This is a genomic window from Thalassobaculum litoreum DSM 18839, from assembly GCF_900102465.1.
In the GTDB taxonomy this organism is placed as follows: domain Bacteria; phylum Pseudomonadota; class Alphaproteobacteria; order Thalassobaculales; family Thalassobaculaceae; genus Thalassobaculum; species Thalassobaculum litoreum.
The window spans coordinates 73,608-99,607 of sequence record NZ_FNBW01000015.1 but is presented as its reverse complement, the minus strand read 5'-3'; the positions used below and the strand labels follow the sequence as shown (position 1 = coordinate 99,607).

At 68.5% G+C, this 26,000-nt stretch carries 20 protein-coding genes; 12 read left to right on the top strand and 8 right to left on the bottom strand.

The features are described 5' to 3' along the window. Nucleotides 1-10 precede the first annotated feature (10 nt). Nucleotides 11-1,102 carry a FecCD family ABC transporter permease gene (locus tag BLS34_RS20640; protein WP_169400854.1) on the top strand — a complete coding sequence of 364 codons (1,092 nt, stop codon included), beginning with the start codon at nucleotides 11-13 and terminating at the stop codon, nucleotides 1,100-1,102. Continuing rightward, nucleotides 1,099-1,896, top strand: a complete 798-nt coding sequence (locus tag BLS34_RS20635) for a heme ABC transporter ATP-binding protein (protein ID WP_093153466.1) — start codon at nucleotides 1,099-1,101, stop codon at nucleotides 1,894-1,896. Before BLS34_RS20640 ends, BLS34_RS20635 begins: the two co-directional genes overlap by 4 nt. 36 nt (nucleotides 1,897-1,932) lie before the next feature. Here BLS34_RS20635 and BLS34_RS20630 read toward each other — a convergent pair whose 3' ends face one another. Together BLS34_RS20630 and BLS34_RS20625 are read right to left on the bottom strand one after the other, a co-directional pair. Next, nucleotides 1,933-3,966, bottom strand: coding sequence for a PP2C family protein-serine/threonine phosphatase (locus BLS34_RS20630; RefSeq protein ID WP_093153463.1), 2,034 nt, complete (start codon nucleotides 3,964-3,966; stop codon nucleotides 1,933-1,935). A gap of 52 nt (nucleotides 3,967-4,018) precedes the next feature. Next, nucleotides 4,019-5,227, bottom strand: coding sequence for an ABC transporter substrate binding protein (locus BLS34_RS20625; RefSeq protein ID WP_139189411.1), 1,209 nt, complete (start codon nucleotides 5,225-5,227; stop codon nucleotides 4,019-4,021). 162 nt (nucleotides 5,228-5,389) lie between these two features. Between BLS34_RS20625 and BLS34_RS20620 the strand changes: the two genes are divergently transcribed. Then, the gene (locus BLS34_RS20620) at nucleotides 5,390-6,538 is read left to right on the top strand and encodes a hypothetical protein (RefSeq protein ID WP_139189410.1); all 1,149 of its coding nucleotides are present in this window, start codon (nucleotides 5,390-5,392) and stop codon (nucleotides 6,536-6,538) included. A gap of 154 nt (nucleotides 6,539-6,692) precedes the next feature. Continuing rightward, nucleotides 6,693-7,718 carry a UDP-glucose 4-epimerase GalE gene (gene galE / locus BLS34_RS20615; protein WP_093153454.1) on the top strand — a complete coding sequence of 342 codons (1,026 nt, stop codon included), beginning with the start codon at nucleotides 6,693-6,695 and terminating at the stop codon, nucleotides 7,716-7,718. Nucleotides 7,719-7,782: 64 nt separating this feature from the next. Here the strand turns inward: galE and BLS34_RS20610 are convergent, their stop codons facing one another. The 3 genes from BLS34_RS20610 to BLS34_RS20600 form a co-directional block, all read right to left on the bottom strand. Then, on the bottom strand, nucleotides 7,783-8,910 hold the full coding sequence (locus BLS34_RS20610; protein WP_051244685.1) for a cyclic nucleotide-binding domain-containing protein: 1,128 nt from the start codon (nucleotides 8,908-8,910) through the stop codon (nucleotides 7,783-7,785). A 68-nt stretch (nucleotides 8,911-8,978) separates the two neighbouring features. Next, nucleotides 8,979-9,605: a DUF6962 family protein gene (locus BLS34_RS20605; RefSeq protein ID WP_093153452.1), complete on the bottom strand. Its 627-nt coding sequence runs from the start codon at nucleotides 9,603-9,605 to the stop codon at nucleotides 8,979-8,981. Nucleotides 9,606-9,648: 43 nt separating this feature from the next. After that, nucleotides 9,649-10,245 carry a class I SAM-dependent methyltransferase gene (locus BLS34_RS20600; RefSeq protein ID WP_175474321.1) on the bottom strand — a complete coding sequence of 199 codons (597 nt, stop codon included), beginning with the start codon at nucleotides 10,243-10,245 and terminating at the stop codon, nucleotides 9,649-9,651. A gap of 155 nt (nucleotides 10,246-10,400) precedes the next feature. On the opposite strand from BLS34_RS20600, the gene BLS34_RS20595 reads away from it, so the two are divergent. Continuing rightward, entirely contained in the window at nucleotides 10,401-11,588 is a 1,188-nt protein-coding gene (locus BLS34_RS20595; RefSeq protein WP_051244682.1) for an SAM-dependent methyltransferase, read from the top strand. Beyond that, nucleotides 11,585-12,745 carry an MGDG synthase family glycosyltransferase gene (locus BLS34_RS20590; protein ID WP_028794471.1) on the top strand — a complete coding sequence of 387 codons (1,161 nt, stop codon included), beginning with the start codon at nucleotides 11,585-11,587 and terminating at the stop codon, nucleotides 12,743-12,745. The genes BLS34_RS20595 and BLS34_RS20590 overlap by 4 nt, the downstream gene beginning before the upstream one ends. Here the strand turns inward: BLS34_RS20590 and BLS34_RS20585 are convergent. Beyond that, nucleotides 12,735-13,763, bottom strand: a complete 1,029-nt coding sequence (locus BLS34_RS20585) for a fatty acid desaturase family protein (RefSeq protein ID WP_215906179.1) — start codon at nucleotides 13,761-13,763, stop codon at nucleotides 12,735-12,737. The genes BLS34_RS20590 and BLS34_RS20585 overlap by 11 nt on opposite strands. A gap of 175 nt (nucleotides 13,764-13,938) precedes the next feature. On the opposite strand from BLS34_RS20585, the gene BLS34_RS20580 reads away from it, so the two are divergent. Together BLS34_RS20580 and BLS34_RS20575 are read left to right on the top strand one after the other, a co-directional pair. Continuing rightward, nucleotides 13,939-15,153 (top strand): glycosyltransferase, encoded by a 1,215-nt coding sequence (locus BLS34_RS20580; protein ID WP_093153443.1) that lies wholly within the window; start codon nucleotides 13,939-13,941, stop codon nucleotides 15,151-15,153. Next, nucleotides 15,150-16,082 (top strand): NAD-dependent epimerase/dehydratase family protein, encoded by a 933-nt coding sequence (locus tag BLS34_RS20575; RefSeq protein ID WP_093153440.1) that lies wholly within the window; start codon nucleotides 15,150-15,152, stop codon nucleotides 16,080-16,082. The genes BLS34_RS20580 and BLS34_RS20575 overlap by 4 nt, the downstream gene beginning before the upstream one ends. Here the strand turns inward: BLS34_RS20575 and BLS34_RS20570 are convergent. Together BLS34_RS20570 and BLS34_RS20565 are read right to left on the bottom strand one after the other, a co-directional pair. Further along, nucleotides 16,061-17,164 (bottom strand): hypothetical protein, encoded by a 1,104-nt coding sequence (locus tag BLS34_RS20570; protein ID WP_093153437.1) that lies wholly within the window; start codon nucleotides 17,162-17,164, stop codon nucleotides 16,061-16,063. The two genes, BLS34_RS20575 and BLS34_RS20570, sit on opposite strands and share 22 nt — an antisense overlap. Then, nucleotides 17,164-18,561 (bottom strand): vanadium-dependent haloperoxidase, encoded by a 1,398-nt coding sequence (locus BLS34_RS20565; RefSeq protein ID WP_051244680.1) that lies wholly within the window; start codon nucleotides 18,559-18,561, stop codon nucleotides 17,164-17,166. Before BLS34_RS20565 ends, BLS34_RS20570 begins: the two co-directional genes overlap by 1 nt. A 317-nt stretch (nucleotides 18,562-18,878) precedes the next feature. Here BLS34_RS20565 and BLS34_RS20560 point away from each other — a divergent pair, with 317 nt between their 5' ends. From BLS34_RS20560 to ctaD, 4 genes are all read left to right on the top strand, one after another. Then, nucleotides 18,879-19,559 carry an ABC transporter ATP-binding protein gene (locus BLS34_RS20560; RefSeq protein ID WP_038014057.1) on the top strand — a complete coding sequence of 227 codons (681 nt, stop codon included), beginning with the start codon at nucleotides 18,879-18,881 and terminating at the stop codon, nucleotides 19,557-19,559. A 1-nt stretch (nucleotide 19,560) separates the two neighbouring features. Next, on the top strand, nucleotides 19,561-22,107 hold the full coding sequence (locus tag BLS34_RS20555; RefSeq protein ID WP_093153434.1) for an ABC transporter permease: 2,547 nt from the start codon (nucleotides 19,561-19,563) through the stop codon (nucleotides 22,105-22,107). A 294-nt stretch (nucleotides 22,108-22,401) separates the two neighbouring features. Next, nucleotides 22,402-23,388 carry a cytochrome c oxidase subunit II gene (coxB, locus tag BLS34_RS20550; protein ID WP_093153431.1) on the top strand — a complete coding sequence of 329 codons (987 nt, stop codon included), beginning with the start codon at nucleotides 22,402-22,404 and terminating at the stop codon, nucleotides 23,386-23,388. After that, complete coding sequence (gene ctaD, locus BLS34_RS20545) at nucleotides 23,388-26,000, top strand: cytochrome c oxidase subunit I (protein ID WP_093153428.1); 2,613 nt, start codon at nucleotides 23,388-23,390, stop codon at nucleotides 25,998-26,000. The genes coxB and ctaD overlap by 1 nt, the downstream gene beginning before the upstream one ends.

The window sequence follows — 26,000 nt, the reverse complement described above, 5'->3', positions numbered from 1 at the left end:
CTCTTCGGCGATGAAACGGTCAAAGCCGGGGTACCGCGCCCGACTGGCCGCCATGGCGCCGCGCGAGCGCCGGGCGGCGGCCGTCGTGGCGGGCTGTGCCGCCCTGCTGGTCCTGTCGCTGTTTCTGGCGCTGGGCATCGGTGCGGTGTCGATTTCGCCCGGCGTGATCGGCCGCCTGATCCTGAACGCGCTCGGGGCCGAGTTTGTGTGGGAGACCGAAACCCGCGACGCCCTGGTGTTCTGGTCGATCCGGGTGCCGCGGGTGGCGGCCGGCTGCCTGGTCGGCGCCGCCCTGGCATTGGCCGGGGCGACGATGCAGGGGATCTTTCGCAATCCGCTGGCCGATCCGGCGCTGATCGGCGTCTCCAGCGGCGCGGCGCTCGCGGCCGTGGCCGTCATCGTGGTCGGGGGCGGCATGGTCGGGACCCTGCCGCCGGAGATCCGGGCCTTCGCCCTGCCCGTGGCCGCGCTGGCCGGCGGGCTGACCGCGACGCTGATCGTCTACCGCCTCGGCAGCGTGGGGGGTCAGATCATGGCGGCCACGACCCTGCTGGCCGGCGTTGCGATCACCGCCATCGCCCAGGCCGGGATCGGCTTCCTGATCTTCCTCAGCGACGAACAGCAGCTCCGCGACCTGTCGTTCTGGACCCTGGGCAGCGTCGCCGGGCTGAACTGGTCCCTGCTGCTGCCGGCCGCCGTCCTGATGGCGGGTCCGATCCTCCTGCTGCCGCGCCTGGCCGGCGCTCTGAACGCGATGCTTCTGGGAGAGCGCGAGAGCTTCCACCTGGGCCACGACCCGCAGCGCGTCAAGCGGCTGGCCATCGGACTGAGCGCCGTGGCGGTCGGAGGAGCGGTATCGATCTCCGGCGTCATCGGCTTCGTCGGCCTCGTGGTGCCGCATATCGTGCGGCTGTTGGCCGGGCCGGATCACCGCTGGCTTCTACCGGGCACGGCGCTGCTCGGCGCCGGCCTGTTCCTGCTGGCCGATCTGCTGGCCCGCATGATCGTGCTGCCGGCCGAGCTTCCGATTGGCGTGGTCACCGCCCTGGTCGGCGGGCCGTTCTTCATCTGGCTGCTGGTCCGCCGCAGGGATTGGGGATGACGATGCTGCTGCAGGTACAGCGTCTGACGATGCGCTACGGCAGCACGGAGGTTCTGTCGGACGTCGATTTTTCAATGAACGCCGGAGAGCTTGTGGCGATCGTCGGGCCGAACGGCGCGGGCAAATCGACCCTGGTCGCGGCGATCTCGGGCGAGGTCCCCGCGACCGGCGGCACGGTTCTGCTCCAGGCGCAGCCGGTGGCGAACTACTCGGCCCGGGAACTCGCCCTGCGCCGCACGGTGCTGCCGCAGTCGACGTCGCTGCTGTTCCATTTCACCGCCTATGAGGTGGTTCATCTCGGACTGCACTGCGCCCGCGAGGCCGGGGCCGACCTCGACGCCCCGGAGCTCGTCGCTGCCGCGCTGGAGCAGGTGGGCATCGCCCATCTGCGCGACCGCTACGTGCCGACCCTGTCCGGCGGCGAGCGCCAGCGCGTGCATCTCGCCCGGTGCCTCGTCCAGATGCAGGCGAGCCCGCGGCTCGGCCCGAAGCTGCTGATCCTGGACGAGCCGACGGCGAGCCTGGATCCGGCGCACCAGCATCGGGTGATGGCGATCGCCAGCGCCTTCACCCGGCGCGGCAACGCGGCGATCGCCGTGGTGCATGACCTGAACCTGGCGGCCGCCTATGCCGACCGTCTGGTCGTGCTGAACGACGGCGGAGTGGCCTATGACGGCCCGGTGGCGGGCGGCCTGACACCGGCCCTGCTGGCCGATGTCTTCCGACTGGACGCCGATATCCTGTCGCATCCGCGCACGGGCCGCCCGGTGATCCTGCAGTCGGGACCGCTCTGACAGGGCTGCCGATGCCGTGCCCTGTAGGCCGCCGGGCTATGACGTCTGGGGCGCGGACGGGGTCTCGGGCTCGATCCGGATGACAAGACAGGTCATGTCGTCGGCCTGGGCCGCACCTGTCGCGAAGGTTTCGACATCGGCGATGCACCGGTCGCCGATCTCGGCCGCCGACTGCCCCCGGCATCGCGCCAGGGCCTCGATCAGCCGGGCCTCCTTGTATTCCTCGTTGTTCACGTCGAAGGCCTCGGTCAGGCCGTCGGTATAGAGGAACAGGGCGTCCTGCGGGGACAGCTGGGTCGTGGCCGACCCGTATTCGATACCCGGCATGACGCCGAGCACCAGATCGCCCAGCGGCGCGATGGGAACCACGGTGCCGTCGGCCCGCAGCACGAAGGGCGGATTGTGGCCGGCATTCGCGTAGGACAGGGTCAACGTCTCCAGGTCGATCACGCCATAGAACACCGTGACGAACATCGCCGCCTCGTTCTCGCGCTCCAGCAGGGCGTTGACCCGGGTCAGACACTCCCCGGGGTCGCCGCCGCCGAGCCCTTCGGCGCGCAGCAGCGTGCGCGAGATCATCATGAACAGGCCGGCCGGCACGCCCTTGCCCGAGACGTCGGCGATCACCACGCCGACCCGCTTCTCGTCGATCTCGAAATAGTCGTAGAAATCGCCTCCGACCTCGTAGGCCGCATGCATCTGGCCGACGATCACCATCCGGTCGTGCCGGAACGGCTCCCGCGGCAGCACCGAGGCCTGCATGTCATGGGCGATCTGCAATTCCTGGCGCAGGCGCACCAGGTCCGAATTCTCGCGGAACACCCTGGTGACCGTGCGGAACCAGGGCCGCCAGCCCGGCGGAACCCGCGGCGGCCCGGCGGGGCCGACCTCGCCCGCCGCCTTGATATGCTCGACCAGCTGGCTGGCCGGCCACACGAACTCGCGGCCGGTGAGCCCGCCGGCGATCAGCAGCATGAGCGTGAGCACCGCCACCAGGGCCAGCATTTCCGGTCCGCGGTCGGAGATCAGGCTGGCCAGGATTGTCCAGCGGTCGCCCAGATAGACCAGGGTCCACGGCGCCGATTCCAGGGGCTCGACATAGAGCAGGGTTCCGTCGACATCGACGACGCGGCGCAACGGAACCGCGCTGGCACGCGCGACGACCGCCGCCGCGTCGGACGGCAGCGCGTCGGTGAGGTCGGAGCCGACCGGGGCCCGGAGTCCCTCCTCCTCGGGATACGCCAGCAGGATGTCGTCGGCGGTGACGAGCAGCGTGCGCCCGACCGGATAGTCGAAGTCGCCGTTGACCCGGTTCAGGTACTCCATGGAGATCTCGAAGGCGATCACGCCGAGAAACCGGTCCCCGACGTCCACCGGGACCACCAGGTGCAGAGCGGGCTGCCCTGCCCGATCGGTTCCGAACAGCCACCGGCCCTGGCGCTCCGGGTTGTCGTCGGGCATCCCGGTCTCGACCAGATTGCTCGACTGGGCGCCCTGCTGGAACGCGTCGGCTTCGGCCTGGGTCGCCGGGAGCATCACGGAGAAGCCTGTCCGCGAGAGATATGCCGACCGTTTGATCGTCGGCAGGAGCGAGACGAGATAGCGGAACTCCGTCAGCAACCGCACGGCCGCGACCAGTTCGGCACTGTCCGTCTGGCCGGCTTCCCTGCTGAACTCGCCTGAGATCGCCGCTGTCGACGGCACGTCGGCCCCGGAGTTGATCCGCAGGGAGATGCCGCCGAACTCCCCCCGGTCGATCAGGCTCTGGACCTGGTCCTCATGCGCGTCGCTCAGGGCCGACGCATAGGCCGCAACGGCGTCCTGGCGGATCTCCTGCGACCGCTTGACCACCGCGGACGCCAGCGCGTCGAGGATCAGGCCGTGCTCCTTCAGGCCGCTCGCGAGCACGTCCCATTCCGCCTTCTCGCGCTTGTCGATCTGGAACAGGAAGAACCCGACCGACACCGCCAGCAGGACGACATAGGACAGCCCCATGACGAGGCTGTAGCGCCGCGCCGGCCGGATCCGGCTGGTCGCCGCCTCTTGGGATTTCTCTGTGGCGCTGCTCATGGGAAATCGGTCATGGGCGATCCGGGACTGGCACTAGTTTCCGAGACTGGCACTAGTTTATGAATCCGACCGGCTGACCGAATGCCCGCACCTGCCTGCCGTCGTAGTTATAGATGAACGTGGCCGCCTCCATGAAGCGGAACGGGATCCGAAGCTCGATCTGCCGGGCGACGCGGAAGTTGATGGCGAGATCCGGCGGCGTCACGACCCCGACGGACAGGGAGCCCGGATCGACGCCTTCCGTCAGGATGCTGATGGCGTAGAAGGCCGACAGCTGAACCGCCGTGGACTGATTGATCCCGATCGAGACGGCGGCGCTGTCGTCGCCGCTGCGCACGACGTCCGGCAGCGTCGAGACGACCGGCGCGCGGCCGGCAAGCCCGTTGATCAGGCCGATCCGCTGATACACCGAGGTCGATCCGGTCACGATCCAGGCGCTGGCCGTGAGACCGGGATCCGAATTCACCATCCGCAGACGAACCCGCCCCATGCCGGCGATCAGGTCGTCTTCCAGCAACTCCCCGTCGCGCACCGCCACGTCGTGCACGGTCAGCCCGAACGAGTCCGCCAGATCGTGCAGCGGCGCGACCTGGGTCTCGATCGCGCTGAGGTTCGATTCGGCATACAGCACGCCGACATTCTTGAGGTCCGGCAGGAGCTGGAAAAGATAGCTGATGAACAGGCGGATCGGCACCGTGTTCGACGTATAGGCGATGTTGCTGCCGCTGCCGCTCTGGTAGTCCGGCATCTGTCCGAGCAGGACGGGATCCTTGGCGGAGTTGGTGACCACCGGCAGGCGGCCCCCGGAATAGGTCTCGTGCATGAACGCCGCGGCCCTCGACCCGACGGGCATGATCAGGTCCACATCGTTCGACTCCGCCCACGCGACCGCCTCCTGCGCGATGGCGTCGTCGTTTCCGTACAGCCAGATCTCGAACTCCGCCGGGATATTCTGCTGCCGGAACGTCTCCATCACGGCATCGACGCCGATCGAGTAGGCGGCAACGGACTTGAACGGAATCAGCATCAGCAGCCGGAAGCGTGCCGGCTTGTCGGTCCATACCGGAACGGCGCGCATCCGCGCCGTGTCCTGCGGATCGGAAGAAATCTCGTAATGTTCCTGCGTGGCAGCCCCGAACTCCAGCCAGTTCAGCACCGGCCGGCCCTCGGCAGCCCCTGCCGGGCGTCCGGCGAGCGCCGTCCCTCCGATCAGGGCGACAAGGCACACCACCAGTGCCCGTCGGAACATGACTGCCGTCACGGAATCCTTCCTCCCATCGAGACATAGGGCTATTGCGTTGCCCGACTGTTTCACACGCGATCAGTCGCAGCAACTCGTTAGCGCGACGGGTCCGGGGGCGACTCCGGCTTGCATCGCCTTCGGGCTGACCTATTCTGCCGGTCACGTGAAAGGTGCGCCCGTATGAGTCAGCAACTCGAAGCGAATTTGACGGAGGCCGGCCCGCAGACAGGCGCGGTCGCGCGTGCCCGCCCGCGCCTGGCCGCCCTCGTCTGCGTCGTGCTGACCGGTCTCGTCCTGCTCGGCGGTGCGTGGTGGACCCTGGCGTCGTCGCGCTTCGACGTGGAGCGCATCCGCACCGAGGCGGAGACCGTCCACAAGGCGATGGGCGGCATGCTGGCCATGGGCCTGCCGGTCTCGGACTTCATCGGCTTCGGCGCCGCCAGCGACCGCGTGCTGCGATTCGACTCGGCGGTCCGCGCCGTCCAGATCGTCGACCTGACGGATCAGGTGGTACTGAGCAATCCCGAGGCGTTCGACGCCGGGCCTGTCGAGTGGAGCGACGGCAGCTATCTGGGAATGGGCGGCGAGGTTCCCGGGATCCAGCATCATGGCTCGCTGTCCCGGTTCTCGCTGCCGGTGAGCGGCCGGTTCGGACCCGCCGGCAGCATCGTCGTCTACTACGAGCACGAGATCGTCGCGGAATTCAGCCGGAGCACGGCGATCGCCGGGCTCGCCGCCATGGTTCTGCTGGCACTCGGGATCGTGGTGCACACCGCAGTTCTGGCCAATCCGGAGGTCTTCCAGTCCTACCGGGAGCTGGCGACCCTCTACGCCGTCACCTGCCTGATCGGGCTCGCGATCGTGGGGGCGACGATCTTCGGCCTTGGCGCCACCAAGGCGATCGAGACCGCCAACGCCTATGGGGAATCCCTCGGGTCCCGCCTCGGCGAGGCCATGGCCCTCGGCATCGATCCCAGCGATCTGGTCGGCCTCGGCGACGTGGTCCGGGAATACCAGGAAACCAACGACATCATCTCGTATGTCGCGCTGCTCGAAGGCAACCGGATCGAGGCGGCGGCGGGACTGCAGGACCAGACCGATCGCTGGGCCCGGCCGACCGGCGTGCTGGACGCCGTCATCGAGGTCCGGCCGCGCCGGCTCTACCGCCCGCAATACCGGGTGGCGGTCGGGATTCCGATAGCGGTCGTCACCCAGATCCTGTGGCAGACCGGGATCACGGTCATGCTCGGCGCCGCGGCGCTGATCGCCGCCGGCCTCGCCCTGCTGGCGAGGGTTCGGGTGCCGGCGACGGCCGTTGCGCGGCTGTAGGTGTCTGCATAGACGGCTGTTTTCGCCCGAAGCCGCATTCCTCGTCAGGGCCGGTCCAATCCAGCATCCGATGATTCCAGTCTTGCCGCGCGACGGATCCGCAATATGGTGCGACGCCCTGCCCCGACTCCGGCCACGGCATAAAGACGGTTAAATGGCTGACCCTGTTGTTCTTGTCACCGGTGGCGCCGGGTTTGTCGGCAGCCATGCCTGCAAGGCTCTCGCGGCCGCGGGGTATCGGCCGGTGGTCTATGACGACCTCTCCAACGGAACGCGCGACGCAGTCCGCTGGGGGCCGATCGAAGTCGGCGATATCTGCGACGGACAGCGGCTGGCCGAGGTGGTCTCCCGCCATCGCCCGGTCGCCGCGCTGCACTTCGCCGCCCGGATCGACGCCGCCGAGTCCACGCGCCACCCAGCGCGCTACTATTCGACCAACGTTACCGGCACGCGCAGCCTGCTCCAGGCCCTGCGCTCGAGCGGTGTCGACGTGCTGGTGTTCTCCTCGACCGCCGCGGTGTACGGCGACGCCGCAACCGCCCCGATCTCGGAGGCCCACCCGTTGCGGCCGGCCACGCCCTACGGTCGCAGCAAGCTGATGATGGAGGACGCGGTGCGGGAAGCGTCGGCCTCGCACGGCCTGCGCTATTGCGGCTTCCGATTCTTCAACGCCGCCGGCGCCGATCCCGACGGCGAGTTGCGGGAGGACCATGAGCCCGAGACCCATCTGATCCCCCGCCTTCTGCGGACCGCCCTCGCCCAGCACGGGAGCATGTCGATCTACGGGACCGACTACGACACACCGGACGGAACCTGCGTGCGGGACTATGTCCATGTCAGCGACATCGCCGACGCGCATGTCCTGGCACTTCGGCACCTGCTGGCCGGCAAAGACGATCTGATCGCCAATCTCGGCTCCGGGCGGGGATATTCGGTCAGGGAGGTGATCGCGGCGGTCGAAGAGACAGTCGGTCGTCCAATACCCATCAGGGAGGCCGCGCGCCGCACCGGCGATCCGGCCATGCTCGTGGCCGATCCCACCCTCGCCCAGCGGTGCCTGAACTGGTCGTCCCGACGCTCCAGCCTCGAGCAGATCATCGCGGATGCCGCCCGCGCATTCGCGGCGGTCGACACCGGGCGCGAGCGGCCCCGGCGTGAACGGGTCTCGCACCGCCGCTGACGGCCGGCCCCGAAAGCGAAGCGCCCCCGGACGGCATCGTCCGAACGTGTCCAGGCCGTCAGTCCTAGAGCATTCCCATGGCAAAGGCGCAGGCGCCGGCGAAGTAGTGGAAGATCGTGACGCCGGCGATGTTCTGGTGACGCAGGTAGAACAGGCCGAAAAGCACGCTGGTCAGGAAGACCATGACCACCGCCGCGATGCCGAAATGAATATGGAACATCCCGAACAGCATGGCGCTCAGGAACACCGCGCGGTAGCCCTTGCGGTCCTTCAGGAACCGCTGGAACGAGGACTGCAGCAGACCACGGGCGACGACCTCCTGAAGGAAGGAATGCGCGAAGTAGCTCACCGATCCCCAGAAGTCGAAACTGAGCGTGACCGGCGGGATCGCCTCGACGGCAAAGGACGCGAAGTAGTAGGCCACCGACGCGGCCACGAAAACGGCGGATACCGCCAGCCCCTCGGTCACCGATTTCCGCATGCCGGTCGTGGTGAGCCCGAGGTCCCGCAAGGGGATCTTCATCATGCGGACGATCACCAGACTGGGGATCATCAGCACCGCCAGATACTGCCAGGCGAACACCTCGGTATAGACGTTGATCTCGATCAGCTGGGTGGCGACCACATTGCTCACCAGCATGCCGATCGAGAACATCGCGATGATGTAGATGAAGAACTGGCCGAACTGCTGCTGCGTGCGCGCCAGCTCGAGCTGGTGATCGAGGGTCGCCACGTGGATGTCGGTGCCGACGCGCAGCCGGCTGACGACGGTGATGCCGACGCTGGCCCGCAGGTTGTCGTAGAAATGGTCGCCGCCTTCCAGCAGCAGCAGGTCGAACGGACTGATCCGCAGCAGCGTGCAGTCGGTCTCGGCCCGGGCGGTGATGTGACGCTCGGCCCCATCGAGGAAGGACAGCTCGCCGACGATATCGCCTTCGGCCAGATGCAGCACCGGCCAGTCCTCGTCGTCCTCCCGTCCGGCGCGGAACCCGACGACCCGGCCGGTCTCGATGATGAACAGCTCGTTGCCGTCCTCGTTCTCGGCGAACAGCACATCCCCGGCGGCGATGTCCAGACGCTCGGCGACGGAGATCATGGCCTCCCGCGTCTCCGGCGAGAGCATCTTCAGGTTGGCGACGGAGGCGGGCTGCGGAGCCGCGGCGACGGATGCGTCGGGAGAGGTATCGGTCATGGACGGGTAGTCCTCACTGGCGCATCGGTTCTGCCGGAGCGGGACCATCGCCGGGTGCCCGGCCGCCCTCAGGCGACACGGGCCTTCAGGTCCCGCCCGCCCAGATACAGGATGAAGGAAGCGCCGATCAAGGCGATGTGAAACGTGCCGTAGAGGCCGAGAGGCTCCACGCCGTCACCGCCGAACGGGATGATCAGACTGGCGGCGATGGAGGCGACGATACCGGCGCAGAGCAGCAGGGATCCGGTGCCGCGCCGCAGACCCCACAGATGCAGGCCGAGGGTCAGCAGCATGACCACGAAGTTTCCGGCGACCAGCACGAGGAAATTGTCCTGGGTCGCGGTCACCCACACCGTCGCGGCCAGCCCGGCAAGCCCGGCCACCAGACATATCCGCGTGCCCAGCGCGCCGAAGAACTGGCGGGCGGTGCACATGAGCAAGGTGAAGGTCGCCAGGGCGATCACCGATCGCGTGGCCGTGCGGACCGGGATGTTTGCCGGGTGGTCGATCGGTTCCAGGAAGCCGTGATCGATCGTCCCGAGCAGGTTGGCGAGGCCGATGAACGTGAGATACAGCGCGAACAGCCAGGCCGCGGACCACCGCTCCAGACCGCCCCGGAACGACAGGCCTGCCAGAAAGAAGATCTCGGCCGCCAGAATGGCGTTGGTGAGCGCCGATATTGCGAGATCGGTCATCCATCCGGCTCCGAATTCCAAACTCTACCCGACAGCGGTTCGATCACTCCTTGCACCCGGTGTCGAGCAGAAAGGTCACCTGCTTGCAGCGGTCGTAGACGCTGTAGTGGAACGTTTCGGTCGCGACGACGCGCGCATCCAGGCCGGTGAACAGGTCGCGCCACTCCTCCAGCCGCAGGTAGTTGTACGGCAGCGGAATGTCGTAGGCCCGGTTACCCAGATAGTCCGACAGTCGGAGAACCGCGCGGTCCAACGCGGTCACCCAGTAATGGTCCTTGATGAGCACCCGGCCGCGCGCCACCCGCGCCGCTTCGCGCAGGATGCGCTCCGGATGGAGGTCGTGGTGCAGCACGTCGATCAGCATGACGGTATCGAAGGCATTGTCCGCAAACGGGACATCGTGGCCGTTGGCCTCGATCACCGGGATGTAGGTCTCGGCACGGGGATGCGAATCGATGGCGGTGATGTCCAATGTGGGTTCGGCCTGCAGCAGATCCCGCGCCAGCCGGCCGTCCGACGTGCCGATATCGAGCACGCTCTGTCCCGGTCTCAGATGGGCCAGCAGACGGGGCGGCAGGTGCCGGCTGCGGGACTGCGCGGACGCAAAACGATCCCATCGCGCCAGAATTTCCCGGTACATTGCCCACTCCCCGTCTGTCGAGCCTTCCCCCCGGAGCCCGACGCCGCCGACCACAAGCCACGGAAAACACAGCGCTTCAAGCATCATCAAAGCAGTTGTTCGATGACGTATGATCGGTAACCATCGCCGCCGCGCAAGGACAGGAAGATCTACGGATGAAAGATGCCGCCAAGCAACTGATCGCGAAAATGGGCGCGGCCGATCCGTCGGCCCGGTTCGCCGTGCGATTCTGGGACGACGACGAGGTCCGCGTCGGCGACGGCGAGCCGCAGGTCACGCTCCGGATCAAGACGCGCGAAGCACTCAGCCGGTGCCTTGCCGACAACTTCCTCGGCTTCGCCGAATCCTACATGAACGGTGACATCGAGATCGACGGCGATGTCGATCTTCTGTTCAAGCTTGGCCACATCATCGATTTCGGCACCTTGCCGATGTCCTGGAAGGAAAAGGCCCGCCTGGCGGCGACCTATCTCCTGCACCGCAACACCGTGCAGCGCTCGGGCAAGAACGCCCGCTTCCACTACAATCTCGGCAACGACTTCTTCGAGCTCTTTCTGGACGAGACCTTCGCCTATACCTGCGCCTACTTCCACACGCCGGAAGATACTCTGGAGCAGGCGCAGAAGCAGAAGTTCGAGCATGTCTGCCGCAAGCTCATGCTGAAGCAGGGCGAGCATATCGCCGATCTCGGCTGCGGGTGGGGCGGGTTCCTGATCTACGCGGCGGAGACCTACGGTATTTCCGGTGTCGGGGTGACCCTGTCCGAACCCCAGGTCGAGCTGGGGAACCGGCGCATCGCCGAGCGCGGCCTGCAAGACCGGATCCGGCTCGAGCTGAAGGATTACCGCGAGCTCGAAGGCAGCTTCGACAAGGTCGGCTCGATCGGCATGCTCGAGCATGCGGGCGAGGGTTACATCGGCACCTTCATGTCGAAGATCTCGGACCTGCTGAAGCCCGGCGGGGTCGGTCTGGTGCACACGATCGCCAACGACACGCCGTTCCCCGACGACCCGTGGACCATGAAGTACGTGTTCCCCGGCAGCCACGTGCCGGTGCTCTCTCACATCATTCAGGAGATGAGCGCGCGCCGGCTCAGCATCCTGGACGTCGAGAACCTGCGCATGCACTACCCGCTGACCATCAAGCATTGGATGGAACGCTACGAGCAGAACTACGACACGGTGGTCGAGCGGTACGGCGAGCGGTTCGCGCGGATGTACCGGCTGTACTGGATCGTCAGCAAGACATCCTTCGAATATGGCGGCAACCGGCTGTTCCAGACGGTGTTCTCCAAGGGCCTGAACAACGACCTGCCGTTGACGCGGGACCATCTCTATCGATGAGGCGGCGGCATGTGGTGGTCGTCTACACCGATGCGGGTGGCGGTCATCGGGCGACCGGAGAGGCGCTCAAGGACATCCTTGAGGCGACCGGCCGCTACCGGGTCACGATGGTCAACGCGTATCAGGACGTGCTGCCGCATCTGGACCTGTTCGCCCGCCACACGTCGCGGGATGTCGAACAGACCTACAATGAACTGATCCTGCAGCAGGGCCGGACCGGGGCCTTCTGCCTCGCCTTCTATCTCGGCGCGCTGATCAACGTGGCGATGCTCGGCGGATGGGCACGGGCCGCCTTCTCCGCCCTGTGGGAGCGGACCGAGCCCGATCTGGTGGTCTCCGTCCTGCCGATGATCAACCACCTCCTGCTCGACAGCCTGAACCGGTACCGCGGCGGCGCGACGCCGTTCACGGTGCTGATGACCGACTGGACCGAGATGCTGCCGTCGGTCTGGTTTCCCAGGCGCCAGGACTACTTCGCCATCGCCGGGACCGATGTCTGCCAGCAGCGCCTCGCGCGCAAGCCGCATCCCGAGGACAAGCTGTTCCGCATGGACGGACTGCTGACACGGCCGGTGTTCCTGGAGCCGGTCCCCGCCGACATGGCCGCCGCCCGGACCGCGTTGGGACTGGCCCCGGACAGGCCGGTGGTGTGCATGATGTACGGCGGCTACGGCAGTGCGCGGATGCTGGAAATGGCCGAGGCCCTGCGCGGCGATCCGCCGGACATCCAGATGGTGTTCCTGTGCGGCCGCAACGAGGCGCTCGCACGGTCGATCGAGGATGCCGCCCTGCCGTTCCCGACCCTGGTCAAGGGCTATACCCGCGAGGTGCATCGCTACATGGCGGTCTCCGACATCTTCGTCGGCAAGACCGGCCCGCTCTCGGTCAGCGAGGCCCTGGCCGTCGGTCTGCCGATCCTGATCGACCGGCAGAACGTGCTGCCGCAGGAACACGCCGTGCTGAGATGGATCACCCGCAACGGCGCCGGCGCGGTGTTCTCCACGCCGAAGCACTTCGCCGCGTCGCTCAGATCCCTGCTGGTCAGAGGGGCCGCAGCGCGAAACCCGGGTGCCGGCAAGCCGGGCGGCAACCGGGCGGCGGCCCAGATCCCCGGCATCTTCGAGGAGATCGTCCGACGCTCGGGGCTCAGGCCGTAGCCCGCGGCCGTTCCGGTATGTTGCCGCGGACCACGCTCCAGAACGGCACGATCGTCGCGCGATACTCGGCGTCGGACGCCTTCAGGTCGCGATGCAGGGCCGGGAGGTTGTGATAGGGAACGCCGGGATAGAGGTGATGGGCCGCATGGAAGCGCATGGCCAGCGGTTGCAGGATGGCGGCGAGCGGCGATTCGATGGTGAAGCTGTCGAGGATATGGTCCCGCTTGTCCGACCGCTCGAGCAGATGCTCCATCCGATGCTCCAGAGGAATCCGGATGGTGGTGAGCCACCAGCCGGCAACGAGAACCGCATAGGCGATCCCCAGCGTCTCCGGCAGCAGATAGGCGTAGAGCGCATACAGCGCGACGCAGTAACGGCTGAGCCAGATGACCCGGGGGCGGTGACGGTCCGCCACCACGCTGCCGGTCGGCATCCCGCGCTTCGCCGCCCAGCGCTCCACCGCCTCGTCCAGTGCCGTGCCGGCGACACTGGCGACGACCGCGTTGGCAAGGTTGAGGATCGGCATGATGAAGGGAATCAGGATCAGCACGAACACCGCCAGGGTCCGGTCGGTCCGGACCAGCAGGTATTGCGGATCGTCCTTCGTGCGGAAGGTCCCGGTCGCATGATGGATACGATGGGGGCGCAGGAACCGGGGAGACGGAATGGCGGCGATCGCCCCGATGGTGAGGTCCCAAACCCAGATGAACCGCTTCAGGCGCGGGTTGTCGTACTGGTGGCAGATGTCATGCATCAGGATCGCGGCGCGATGCAGCGAGACGACGGCAATCAGGAAAGCCGCCGCGAAGGCCCACCCCTGAGCCTGCAGCAGGGAGGCGTAGGCGATGGCGAAGGCCGCTCCCGGCACGATCAGGTCGCGGTAGAACAGGGCCGGACGGACCTCGAAATAGCGCCTGTCGATTGCCGGCACGGTCCAGCGCGTCGCACCGCTGACGCCCGCCGTTGCGTCGTCGCCCGTCGATCCGTCGCCCGCCGTAGCTTCGGCGTTCACGTCCATTGCCACCCCATATCCGCGATCCGCCGGCAGTCTAAAAGGCCGGTGGGGCGACGACAAACGCGAAGACGAAACCGCGTTGAGCATTCGGGGTATGCTCGCCCACGCCTTCGTTGCGTCGCAGGCCTTCGGCAACCACAATGCGCGCCCTGCCAGAACCGTGCGCCCGCGAGACCACATGTCGACGATTGATCGCTGTGACTATGACGTGACGGTCGTGACGACGGCATCCCTGCCCTGGCTCACCGGCCCGGCCTATCTCTCGCTGCATCAGGCGATCGGGCTGACGCGGCTCGGCTACCGGGTGGCATACGGCGTTCCGTGGGTCGAGGCCGAGGATCAGGACTGGCTGTGGGGCACGCCGATCTTCGCCTGCCGACAGGCCCATCGCGACTGGCTGCTGCGGGAGGCCGAAGCGCTCGGATGCGAGGCTCGGCTGGAGATCTTCCATTACCGGGCCGAGGTTTGGCACCTGTTCCGCAGCATCGTGCCTAAGGAAGATGTGATTGCCGCCGCACCATCGTCGCGCGCCCTGGTGATGATCGAGCCCGAGCACCTGACCTGGAAGGCCGTCAGCACGCCCCGGCCGGCCGCCGATTTCGAGCGAGTCATCGGCGTGGTCATGACCAATTACGGCTACTACATCGCACGCCAGCCCTTTCCCGGGTCCGGGCTCCTCGCCCGCTGGGTGACCCGGCTGCACCGCTTCCTCATCCGCCGATACACCGACCTGGCGATCCCGATCTCTCCGGCGGTCGCCGATGTGACGGCGGGCCATCCCGGCGGGGAGGCCCGGGTCACCGGCGTCTATGGCGGCTACGCCGAGGTGCCGCCGGTCACGGCCACGACCCGTGGCGCCTATTTCATCGGCCGCCTCGTCTGGGAAAAGGGATTGGAGGCGGTCATCGACATCGCCCGCCTCTCCGGCCATCCGATCGATGTCATCGGCAACGGCCCCGACGAGGCCGCGATCCGCGCGCTGGCAACTCAACGCTCGGCGCCGCTGCGCTTTCTCGGTCCGACCGCCGAGGCGTGGCGATGCCTGACCGACTACCGGGTGTTCGTGAACCCGTCGGCCAGCGAGGTGCTGTGTTCGACCACGGCGGAGGCCCTGGTCGCGGGACGCCACGTGGTGCTGTACGACTGCCCGGCCAACGAGCCGTTCAGGCGCTATCCCAATACCCATTTCTTCAGCGACACCGAGGGTGCGCTGGCCGGGCTCCGACGGGCGCTGAGCGAGGCGCCGCAGGCGCCCGACCTGGCCCGGCGCGAGTTCGACTGGCTCCAGGCCTGCCGGACCCTGGCCGCGTTCTGGGAGGACGCCTCCCGCCCACCGGCGCCGACCGGCCGTGCCGTCGCGCCGCCCTCGCCCGGACATCGGAGCCTCGCATGACCGCCCCCATTCTGATTACCGGCGCCAGCGGGCTTATCGGCGGCACGCTGGCCACGCGGCTTCGGGCGGCCGGCGATGCGACGCGCGGGATCGACCTGCGATCGACCGACCCGGCGGAGCGGATCGATATCCGGGATCGGGACGCCGTGTTCAGGGCCGCCGAGGGCGCGCGCGGGATCGTCCATCTAGCAGCCGTCTCCCGCGTGATCACGGCGGAGCGGGACCCGGACACCTGCTGGTCGGTGAACGTGACCGGAACGGGATCGGTCCTCGACGCCGCACAGCGAAGCCCGACCTGCCGCTGGGTGATCTACGCCAGCAGCCGCGAGGTCTATGGCGAACAGGACGCGCTCCCGGTCGCCGAAACGGCCCCCCTGCGGCCGATGAACGTCTATGCCCGTTCCAAGGCGGCCGCCGAGGACATGACCTACGAAGCGGCCCGGAACGGCGGGATCGCCGCCACCGTCCTGCGCTTTTCCAACGTGTTCGGCCGGGTGACCGACTATCCCGACCGTGTCGTTCCCGCTTTCGCCCGGGCGGCGGCGGACGGAGGAACGCTGCGGATCGACGGCGCCGACCACCTGTTCGACTTCACCCATGTCGACGATGTGGTCCACGGCATCGTGCGGACCATCGCCCGGCTGGAGGCTGACGGCCGGTCCCTCGATCCGGTCCATCTGGTGACCGGCACGGGCACCACTCTCGGCGAGCTAGCCGACGTCGCCGTCCGCCTGGCAGGGAGCGCGGCGACGGTCGTCCAGGCCCCGCCGCGCAGCTTCGACGTCGCCCGGTTCTACGGCGACCCGGCGCGGGCCGAGGCGATGCTCGGCTGGCAGGCCGAAACCGATCTCGCCAGCGGCCTCGCCGACCTGATCACCCGTTTCCGCGCCCTGGAGGTCGAACGCCCTCAGACCGACGGCGACGGTTGATAGGTCGTTGCCGGCGCCGCGTTCCCGGACCAGCGTCCGGCACCGCTGGCGAACAGCGCGAAGACGATGCCGTACAGGAAGCTATGGCCGAGGACGCCTTCGTTCATCGAGATCGAGAAGAACGCGAACGCGAAGACAAGGACGAAACTCAGCGGCCGGACCATCACGCCCGCGGTGATCAGGATCCCGACGACGACCTCGACCGTGGCGACGATGAAGACGAACACCTCCGCCGGAAACCCGAACAGCGGCAGACCGTAGAACTCGACGCCGGCGAGCAGATATGTGGGGTGCAGGAACTTGTAGAGGATCCCGAGATACAGAAAACTGAGCCCCGTGAGAATGCGAAGGACGGCCTGGGGACGGCCGGGAGGAACGGACGCCACCCGGCGGACCAGGCTATCGGGGTCCGCGAGGAGCTCGAAACGACCGCCGCCCTTCACCAGGAGGTAATAGGCGGTCCCGATCAGCACGCCGGCATAGGCGAGCATATCCACGGTGAACAGCCAGCAGCCCAGCAGTACGAGCACGGCCAACAGGATCGAGGCCACCCGGGTCCAGACACCCAGCAGAAAGGCCGCCCCCAGGGCGACCTGCACCCACACCAGCCAGGTCCAGTCGCCGGGAAGATGGCGAAACTCGAGATCGGACGCGAACAGCACCGGGCTCTCGCCGACCGCATAGCCCAGACGCGGGTGCAGCCCGAAAGCCGCCGTGACGAACATGGCCGCCAGCCCCAGCCGAAGCGCGACCGGAACCCACGGCTCCAGGCGCGCGGCGTCCACCCTGGGGAGGTTGAGACGGGCGGCGATCCGATCCGGGATGTCGGTGCGGCCGATGCCGATCCAACCCACCACGCCGATGAGCGCGATCAGCGCGATCGCCACGTTCGCGATGCCGAGCGTCGTGAAAATCGCCGGCGGAGGTATCGCGTGGGCGAGGGCCTCCTGCTCGTGGGTGATCACCCAGGTGTCGTGCGCCAGGGCGGATCCCGCGGTCGCGAGCATCATCAGGGCGACTGTCCAGATGATCCGGGAGACGGCGATGCTCTCCGCCCCCGGCCGACCGAGACATTCGCGCATCACAGGGTGCCTTCAATGAACCGCATCGCGTGGGCGTAGACCTTCTGGGCGACGGCGCGGCCAAGCAGGCGGCCCATCTGGTCCCCGGTGGTGAAATGCGCCTGGCCGTAAATGCCGGAGAGGGCGATATCGCGGGCCGCCTCGGTCAGTGTCTCCATGGCGAGGACGACGTCGTTGGCCGGACCGTCGTCGAACGCGAAACTCCCGGCCTTCACCACCACGGTGTAGTTCAACGCATCGCTGCCGGTGGCCAGACGGATCGCCTCGGCGCCCGCAAACCCGAAGGCGCTGTGTCCCGAAACATGCTCCGGAGCGGCGGCGGTCGGGCGGTACGGCTTGAAGTCCTTGCCGTCGATGATCTCCGCGCCGCGGCCGCGCCCGCCCCAGGCGAGAATCTCTTCGCCCGCGAACAGCGCCCGAACGAGGGTTTCCGGCCGCGCCGTGAGGAAGTGCATCTTGGCTTCGATCTTCGCGATCGCCGTGTCGTGCAGCGCATTGCCCAGGATGAAGAACATCTTGATGTCCTGGTCGAGACCGTGGCCGCGCGTTTCGGAGATGTGCTGGGCGAGGATATGAAACTGGCCCGGCGGGGTCGGCGTGCCGTTGCCCAGGGTCCAGAACTCGGCGATCGCCTTGTCGCGGTCCGTCAGCTCCGCGTTGACGTCGATGACATGCTGGGCCAACGACCGCAGTTCCCAGTCGTCATATGTGAGCGCCGGCGCCGACATCGGCCGGAACTCGCTGGCCCGGTAGAGCGCGAACGGCCGGATCAGCGGCCAGTGGCCTCCGTCGAACAGGGCAGGCTTGCCATTCGGCCTGAGGATCGGCTGGTGCCGGCGAAGATCGATGAGCCGATCCGCCGGGTTCGGCGGTGTGTAGCCCGAATAGTCCGAATACGCGCCCGGGCTGCGGTCGCCCAGCTGGTTCGCCCCGTCGTCATGGGCATGGCGCAGTTCCAGGTCGGCCGCGAGCAGGCCGAGCCCTGCGGGTGCCCCCTCATCCGACGCGGACCGTGCGGGATCCAGGCCCAAGGCGTCCATCACCGCGCGAAACCGCGCTTCCTCGCTAGGAAACAGATCGCTCAGCGTGCGATAGGCGGCGTAGCTGACGGCTGTCGATTTGTTATCGTCCGTCCGTTCCGCCGCCGGGCGGCGCAGTGCCGCGGTGTCGAGCCGAACACCCAGGGCGGCCGGATCAAACACGGTCCAGGCGTCGTACATCGCCCGGTGGACGACGGCCAGCGCCCGGGAGGTGACGAGATCGCTGCTGCCGCTCGACTGAACGGCACCGATGGCCGCCTTGTTCCACAGGGCGACGACCGTTTCCGCCCGCGCCGACGTCGACCAGGCATTCGCGATGAAGAGAACGACGAGCAGGCGCGGCAAAAGTCTGATCATTCCGAAGTCCCCCACCGACCGTCTCATGCTTGACCGCCGGTCGGCGCTCGGGATGAAACGATACAATTCAAGATATCAGGTTGCCTGGACGCGTCCACTCGGATAGCGCGCGAGGCGCCTCTTCCCGGAACGCCGCAATCGCCTCGGCCTTCGGCGGGCGGCAGAGGAGGACGGCCGAGGAGGACGGCCGAGGAGGTCGACCGGCGTTAGCCACCGGGGCAGGTGTTCAGGTCGCCCGCATTTAATCTTCGACCGGACGCCCTACTTCTGAGGGAGCCGGCGACACCGGCGCGCCGTCACCTGCCCCGTCGAGGATCATGGATCTCACCGCTTCCCCCATCGTCCGGCTTTCCCAGGTCCGTCTCTCCTATCCCTCTCCGGAGGGCGAGATTCCGGTGCTCAACGGAATCGACCTCGCCGTCGCCCCCGGCGAAATCGTCGCCGTCACCGGCCCCTCCGGATCCGGGAAATCGTCGCTCATCGCCGTGATCGGCGGGCTCGAGCCGCTCTCCGGCGGCGACGCCCTGGTCCTGGGCACCGACATGTCGGCGGTGAGCGAACGCGGACGCACGCTGCTGCGCCGCCGCGACATCGGCATCGTGTTCCAGGCCTACCACCTGGTGCCGTCGATGACCGCCCAGCAGAACGTCGCGCTGCCGCTGACCCTGAGCGGAGAGCCCGACGCCCTGGCGAGTGCTGCGACCATGCTGGAGCGCGTCGGACTCGGCCACCGGCTGACGCACCGGCCCTCGGCCCTGTCCGGCGGAGAACAGCAGCGTGTGGCCATCGCCCGCGCCTTCGTCGCGGCCCCGCGCCTGGTCCTGGCGGACGAGCCGACCGGCAATCTGGATCAGCGCACCGGCGAGAGTGTGATCGCCACCATGTTCGATCTGGCGCGCCGGTCCGGCACCGGCCTGCTGCTGGTCACCCACGACCCGTCCCTGGCGGCCCGCTGCGACCGCACCCTCGTCATCGAAGGCGGCCGGGTGGCGTCCTGACATGACGGCACAGGACACGATCGCTTCCCGCGCCGCGGTGCTGGCCGGGTTGCTCAGGGCCGAACTCGGTTTCGGCATTCTCGGCCTGAAACTGTTCATGGCCTGCGTCGTGATCGCCAGCGCCATGCTCGGCATGATCTGGCTGCTCAGCTCCGGTCTGGACCGCGCCATGGGCGACAATGCCCGGCGTATCCTCGGCGGTGACGTGGCGGTGACCGTGGTGAACGCGCCCCTGGACGAGGCCACGGTCTCCACGCTGGACGGTGTCGGCCGATCCTCGCGGGTCGTCGAGCTGCGGTCCACCGCCGCCGCGGGGCCGGCCGAGGCGCCGCGCCGCCTGACGGTCGAGCTCAAGGCCGTCGACGGCGCTTATCCGCTCTACGGCTCCGTCGAGCTCGCGGGCGGTCAGGTCCTGCAGGAGGCGCTGGGCGCCCGCGACGGCCTGCCCGGCGCCGTGGTCGAGCCCGGCCTGCTCACCCAGCTCGGCCTCGATATCGGCGACAGGGTGCGCCTGGGCGGCACCGACTTCGAGATCCGCGCCGCCCTGCTGCGGGAGCCGGACCGGCTCTCGGCCGGGACGTTCCTGGTGGGTCCCCGGGTGCTGGTCGCGCTCGACCGGCTGCAGGCGACCGGCCTGACCGAGCGCGGGTCCCTCGTCGAATACCGCACCCGCATCCGGTTCCCGACCGACACACCGTCGTCGGACGCCATGGCCGCGGTCGCCGCCGCCGAGCCCGCGCGCGGCTGGGAGATCCAGAGCCCCAGCGAGGCGGCCGAACGGGTCCGCGAAGTGACGAACCGGACGACCACCTTCCTCGGCATTTCCGGGCTCGCGGCCTTCGCCGTCGGCCTCACCGGCGCCTGGGCCGCCGTCGCCATGTGGATCGGCCGCCGGCACCGGACCATCGCCCAGTACCGGCTGTCCGGCGCCACTGCCTCGATGGTCGTCGCCCTGCATGCGTCGCTCGTCGCCATCGCCGCCGCCATCGCCCTGGCCATCGGGCTGGGGCTCGCGGCCGCGGTGGCGATCTCCCTGCTGGAGATGCTCACCGCGCGGCTCCACCTGCTCTGGGCGCCGGCGGATCTCGGGGCGGATATCCTGCTGGTCGCCGTCACGCTCTCGCTCGGTCTGGCCGGCGCGCTGGTGGCAGGGCTTTCGGGCGTCGCCCGTCTCGCGCCGCTGCGGGCCCTGCGGGGCGATGGCGCCGGCGCCGGCCTGGTCCGCCGCGACGGGCTGATCGCCTGCGGACTGGTGCTCGCAGCACTCGCCCTGGCGATCGCCGGCCTGCCCAACCCGGCCATGGCCGTGGTCGCGGCGCTCGGTCTCGCCGCGGTCGCCGGCCTGCTCGCCCTGTTCGGGTCCCTGATCGCCCGCGGCGTCAGGCGCGTGCCGTCCGTCAGGTTCCTGTCGCTCGCCGTGAAGCAGGGGTTCGACTCACAGCGGGCGGTGATGCTCCGGGCCGTGGCGCTGGGCATCGGCATCGCCGGAATCACCGGCGTCGTCGCGGTCCAGCATTCCCTGCAGGCCGCGTTCGAGACCCAGATCCCGCAGAAGGCACCGGACCTCGTCCTGCTCGACGTCCAGGCCGCCCAGGTCGAGCGCATTCGCGACCGGGTGGCCAGCACGCCCGCCCTCGGCGAGCTGCAGGCGACGCCGTTCATGCGGACCCGCCTGCTCGAGGTCAACGGACGCCCCGTCGAGGAGGCCCTGGTCGATCCGGACAAGGACTGGGTGATCGAAGGCGACCGCAGCTTCTCCTGGACGGCGGAGCCGACCGGCGCGGAACTGCTGGCAGGCACCTGGTGGCCGGCGGACTATGACGGCCCGTCGCTGGTCTCGGCGGAGGAGGACGTCATGCAGGCGTTCGACCTGAAGCCCGGGGATACCCTCACCTACAGCGTGCTCGGCCGGGTCTTCACCTCCGAGGTGGCCAACATCCGCAAGGAGTACCACCGCACCATGCGGCCCGAGTTCCTGGTGGTCGCCAGCCCCGACCCGTTCCGCGACGCCCCGCACGGCTGGATCGTCTCTCTGCAGGGCCGGGACGAGGCGGCGCTGAACGGCTTCATCTCCGAGCTGTCGCGCAGCGCGGCCAACGTGACGGTGATCGACGTCCGCCGCATCGTGCGCGAGGCCACCGACGTGGTGGAGGGCGCGATCCTGGGAACCCTGCTGATCGCCGCCATCCTTCTGCTGGCCGGATCGCTGTCGCTCGCCGCCACGGTCTCCGCCGATGTCGATGCCCGCCGGCGGGAGGCGGTCGCCCTGTCGATCGTCGGCGCGACCCGCCGGGAGATCGCGCTTGCCCGGTTCTGCGAGACCGCCGCCACCGGGCTGATCGCCGCATTCGTCGGTGGATCCGCCGGGCTGCTGAGCAGCTGGTGGATCGCCGACGGCGCGCTCCGGGTCGACTGGGTCCCCGGCCCGGCGGCGGTCGCCCTGCCCCTGGCCCTCGGCGTGCTGACCTCGCTGGCCGCCGGTCTGGCCGGCGGTCTGGGCGCCCTGCCCCGCGGCCGGGGTCAGCTCGCGCGGCTGCTGTCGGGGTGAGCCGGCGGCGCCCGCCTTCGGGGCTGGCGCAGGTAGTGGGGCGGGTCGCTCGACATTCTCCGGCACGCGTGCGGTGACCCTCGGTTTCGCGACCAAGGTGGTGACGGTCACCCAGGCCGGCCTTGGCGGGAACCTGGGCGGCCGTGGTGCGTTGCGTCCGTGTCGCCGTCCGACCGGATAACGGGTCCGCCGGGCGGCATCGGTGCCGCACGCTTGACCCGAGGCCATGATGTATTCGCCCGACCCGCCGGCCTCCCGCGCCACTCTCCTCCGCGGACGGAGACCGTCTTGAGGGTGCGGCTCCGGATCCGCGCGGGTGTCGCATCCGCCTGTGCCTTGAGCCTGGGCGGCTGCACCGGCGTGCAGTCCGTGCTCGATCCGGCCGGGGCGGATGCCGAGGTCCTGGCGACCCTGTTCTGGGTCCTGCTGTCGGGCGCGGTCGTCCTCTGGCTGCTGCTGAACGGGGCCTTCTTCTACGTCACGCGCATGCGGGTCCGACCCCATTCCCGGAAGATCGGCGAAGCGGTGATCATCGGCGCCGGCATCGCCTTTCCCACCGTTCTGCTCGCCATCCTGCTGTCCTACGGTCTCTCCATCATGCCGGACCAGCGCGCGCCCGGAGACGGGCTGACCGTGCGGGTGACCGGCGAGCAGTGGTGGTGGCGGGTCGAGTATCTGCCGCAGGACGGCGGCGGGCCGGTGGTGTCGGCCAACGAACTTCGGTTGCCGGTGGGCGCCCGCACCGAGATCAAGCTGACGGCGGCCAAGGTGATCCACTCGTTCTGGGTCCCGAACCTCGGCGGCAAGATGGACATGTTCCCGGGCCGCGAGACCCGCATGGCGCTGGAGCCGACCCGCACCGGGGTCTTCCGCGGACAGTGCGCCGAGTTCTGCGGCACCAGCCACGCGCTGATGGCCTTTCCCGTGGTCGTGCTGCCGCCGGAAGAGTTCGAGGCCTGGCTGGCGAAGGAGCGCGAGGACGCCGCCGCGCCGGCCGACGCCGCCGCCGAGCGCGGACGGGAGGTGTTCCTGGCCGAGGGCTGCGGCGCCTGCCACGCGGTGCGCGGCACCCCGGCCAAGGGGGCCGTCGGGCCCGACCTGACCCATGTCGGCGGGCGACGGACCATCGGCGCCGGCACCCTGCCGGCGACGGCGGAGGGGTTCGGCCAGTGGCTCGCCCGCACCGACCACATCAAGCCGGATGTGCGGATGCCGACTTACCGCGCGTTGCCGGAGCAGGACCTGATCGATCTGGCGACCTATCTGAAGGGGCTCCGCTGATGACCGACACGACCGATCATCGGGGCCGGAACCCGGGCGGCCGCAATGAGCCGCGCGACGCCGCCGAGGCTCATGGCGACGCCTACCCGCCCACGGACGCCATGCTCGACGCGCCGGTCGACCCGGATTTCGCCAAGGCCTCGGCCGACCGGCTGCGCGCGGCCTGGAAGACGCCGACCGGCTGGCGTTACTTGTCGGCGGTGAACAATTCCGAGGTCGGCGCCTGGTATTCGCTGACCGCGTTCTTCTTCATGCTCTGCGCCGGTGTGCTGGCCCTGCTGATCCGCGTGCAGCTGGCGGTGCCGGAGAACGACTTCCTGCCCGCCGACACGTTCAACCAGTTCTTCACCATGCACGGCTCGGCGATGATGTTCCTGTTCGCCGTGCCGATGTTCGAGGCGATCTCGATTCTGCTGCTGCCGGCCTTCCTCGGCGCCCGGGACATGCCGTTCCCCCGGCTCTCGGCCTATGGCTACTGGTGCTTCCTGATCGGCGGCGTGTTCGTGCTGGGGTCGGTGCTGTTCGGCGTCGGGCCGAGTTCCGGCTGGTTCATGTATCCGCCGCTCGCCACCAAGAGCGAGGGCATGGGTGCCGATATCTGGCTGCTCGGCCTGTCCTTCATCGAGGTCGCCTCCATCGCCGCCGCGGTCGAGCTGATCGTCGGCGCGCTGAAGTGCCGGCCGCCGGGGATGCGCATCAACCTGATGCCGCTCTATGCCTGGTACGTGCTGGTGGTGGGCGGGATGATCCTGTTCGCCTTTCCGCCGCTGATCGCCGGCGATTTCCTGTTCGAGCTGGAGCGCAGCTTCGACTGGCCGTTCTTCGATCCGGAGCGCGGCGGCGACCCGATGCTGTGGCAGCACCTGTTCTGGATCTTCGGCCATCCGGAGGTCTACATCATCTTCCTGCCGTCGATCGCCATCGCCGCCATGGTGATCCCGACCGCCGCCCAGCGGCCGATCTTCGGCTATTCCTGGATCGTGCTCTCGGCGGTGGGGACCGGCTTCCTGTCCTTCGGGCTGTGGGCCCATCACATGTTCACCACCGGCCTGCCGGCCCTGTCGCTCGGCTTCTTCTCCGCCGCGTCGGAGGCGGTGGTGATCCCGACCGGCGTGCAGATCTTCGCCTTCCTCGCCACCCTGATGGTCGGCCGGGTGACGTGGAGCGTGCCGATGCTTTACATCGCCGGGTCGCTGGCGATCTTCACGGCGGGCGGGTTGACCGGGGTGATGCTGGCGCTGGCGCCGATGGACTGGCAGGTGCACGACACCTATTTCATCGTCGCCCATCTGCACTACACGATCTTCGGCGGGATGGTGTTCCCGGTGATGGCCGGGGTCTATTACTTCTACCCGTTCTTCACCAAGAAGCAGATGTCGCCCCGGCTCGGGCGCTGGGCCTTCTGGCTGGCCTTCGCCGGCTTCAACGTCACCTTCATGCCGATGCATTTCGCCGGGCTGATGGGCATGCCGCGCCGGGTCTACACCTATCCGGGCGACATCGGCTGGGACCTGCCGAACCTGATCTCAACGGTCGGCGCCTTCGTCGTCGCCGCCGGCTTCCTGGTCTTCGCCTGGGACCTGATCCGGCCCAAGGGCCGCCAGCCCTACACGGCGCGCAATCCTTGGGGTGGCGGCACGCTGGAGTGGTCGCACGACGTCCCGGACCAGGCCTGGGGCGTGCGCTCGATCCCGTATATCGAGAGCCGCTACCCGCTGTGGGACCAGCCGAAGATCGTCGAACGGATGGATGCCGGGCGCTACTACCTGCCCGACGCCGAGGAGGGCAAGCGCGAGACCCTGGTGACCACGGTGCTCGACGCCGTGCCGGTGCAGTGCCTGCGCGTGGGCGGCCCAACCTGGATCACCCATCTGGCGGCGGCGTTCACCGGCGGCGCCTTCATCTTCCCGACCTTCCACTGGTATCCGCCGGCCATCGTCTGCGGCGTGCTGGCCGTCGCCTGCGTGATCTGGTGGCTGTGGACCGGTACCGCCCGACCGCCGGAGAAGACGCATAAGGAGATCGGGCTCGGCCTGACCGTGCCGATCTACGTCTCCGGCCCGGCGGCGCCCGGCTGGTGGGGTATGTGGATCACCATGCTGGCCGACGCCACCGCCTTCGCCAGCCTGATCTTCGGCTTCTTCTACTTCTGGACCGCCAGCGCCGATTTTCCGCCGGACGGGGCGGCCCATGCGGCGAGCGGCTGGGTCTGGGCCGGTGCCGCCGCCCTCACCGTCTCCTGGGCGCTGACCCGATACGCCAGGCGCGCCAATCGTGCCGCGCAGGTCGGCATCGCCCGGGCCTCGCTGGCGACGGCGGCCGCGCTGACGGCCCTGGGCGCCGGCGCCATGCTGTGGTCGGCCCATAGCGCCGGGCTCGATCCCACATCCCACGTCTATCCGGCGACGGTCTGGGCGATCCTGGTCTGGACGGCGGTCCACGTGTCGGCCGGCTGCATCATGCAGCTCTACTGTCTGGCCGGCAGTCTGTTCGGCAAGCTGACGCCGGAATACGACGCCGACCTGTGGAACGTGTCGCTGTACTGGAACTTCATGGCCGCGACGGTGCTGGTGTCGGCCGCCGTCGTCGATCTGCTGCCGGGGATGATCTGA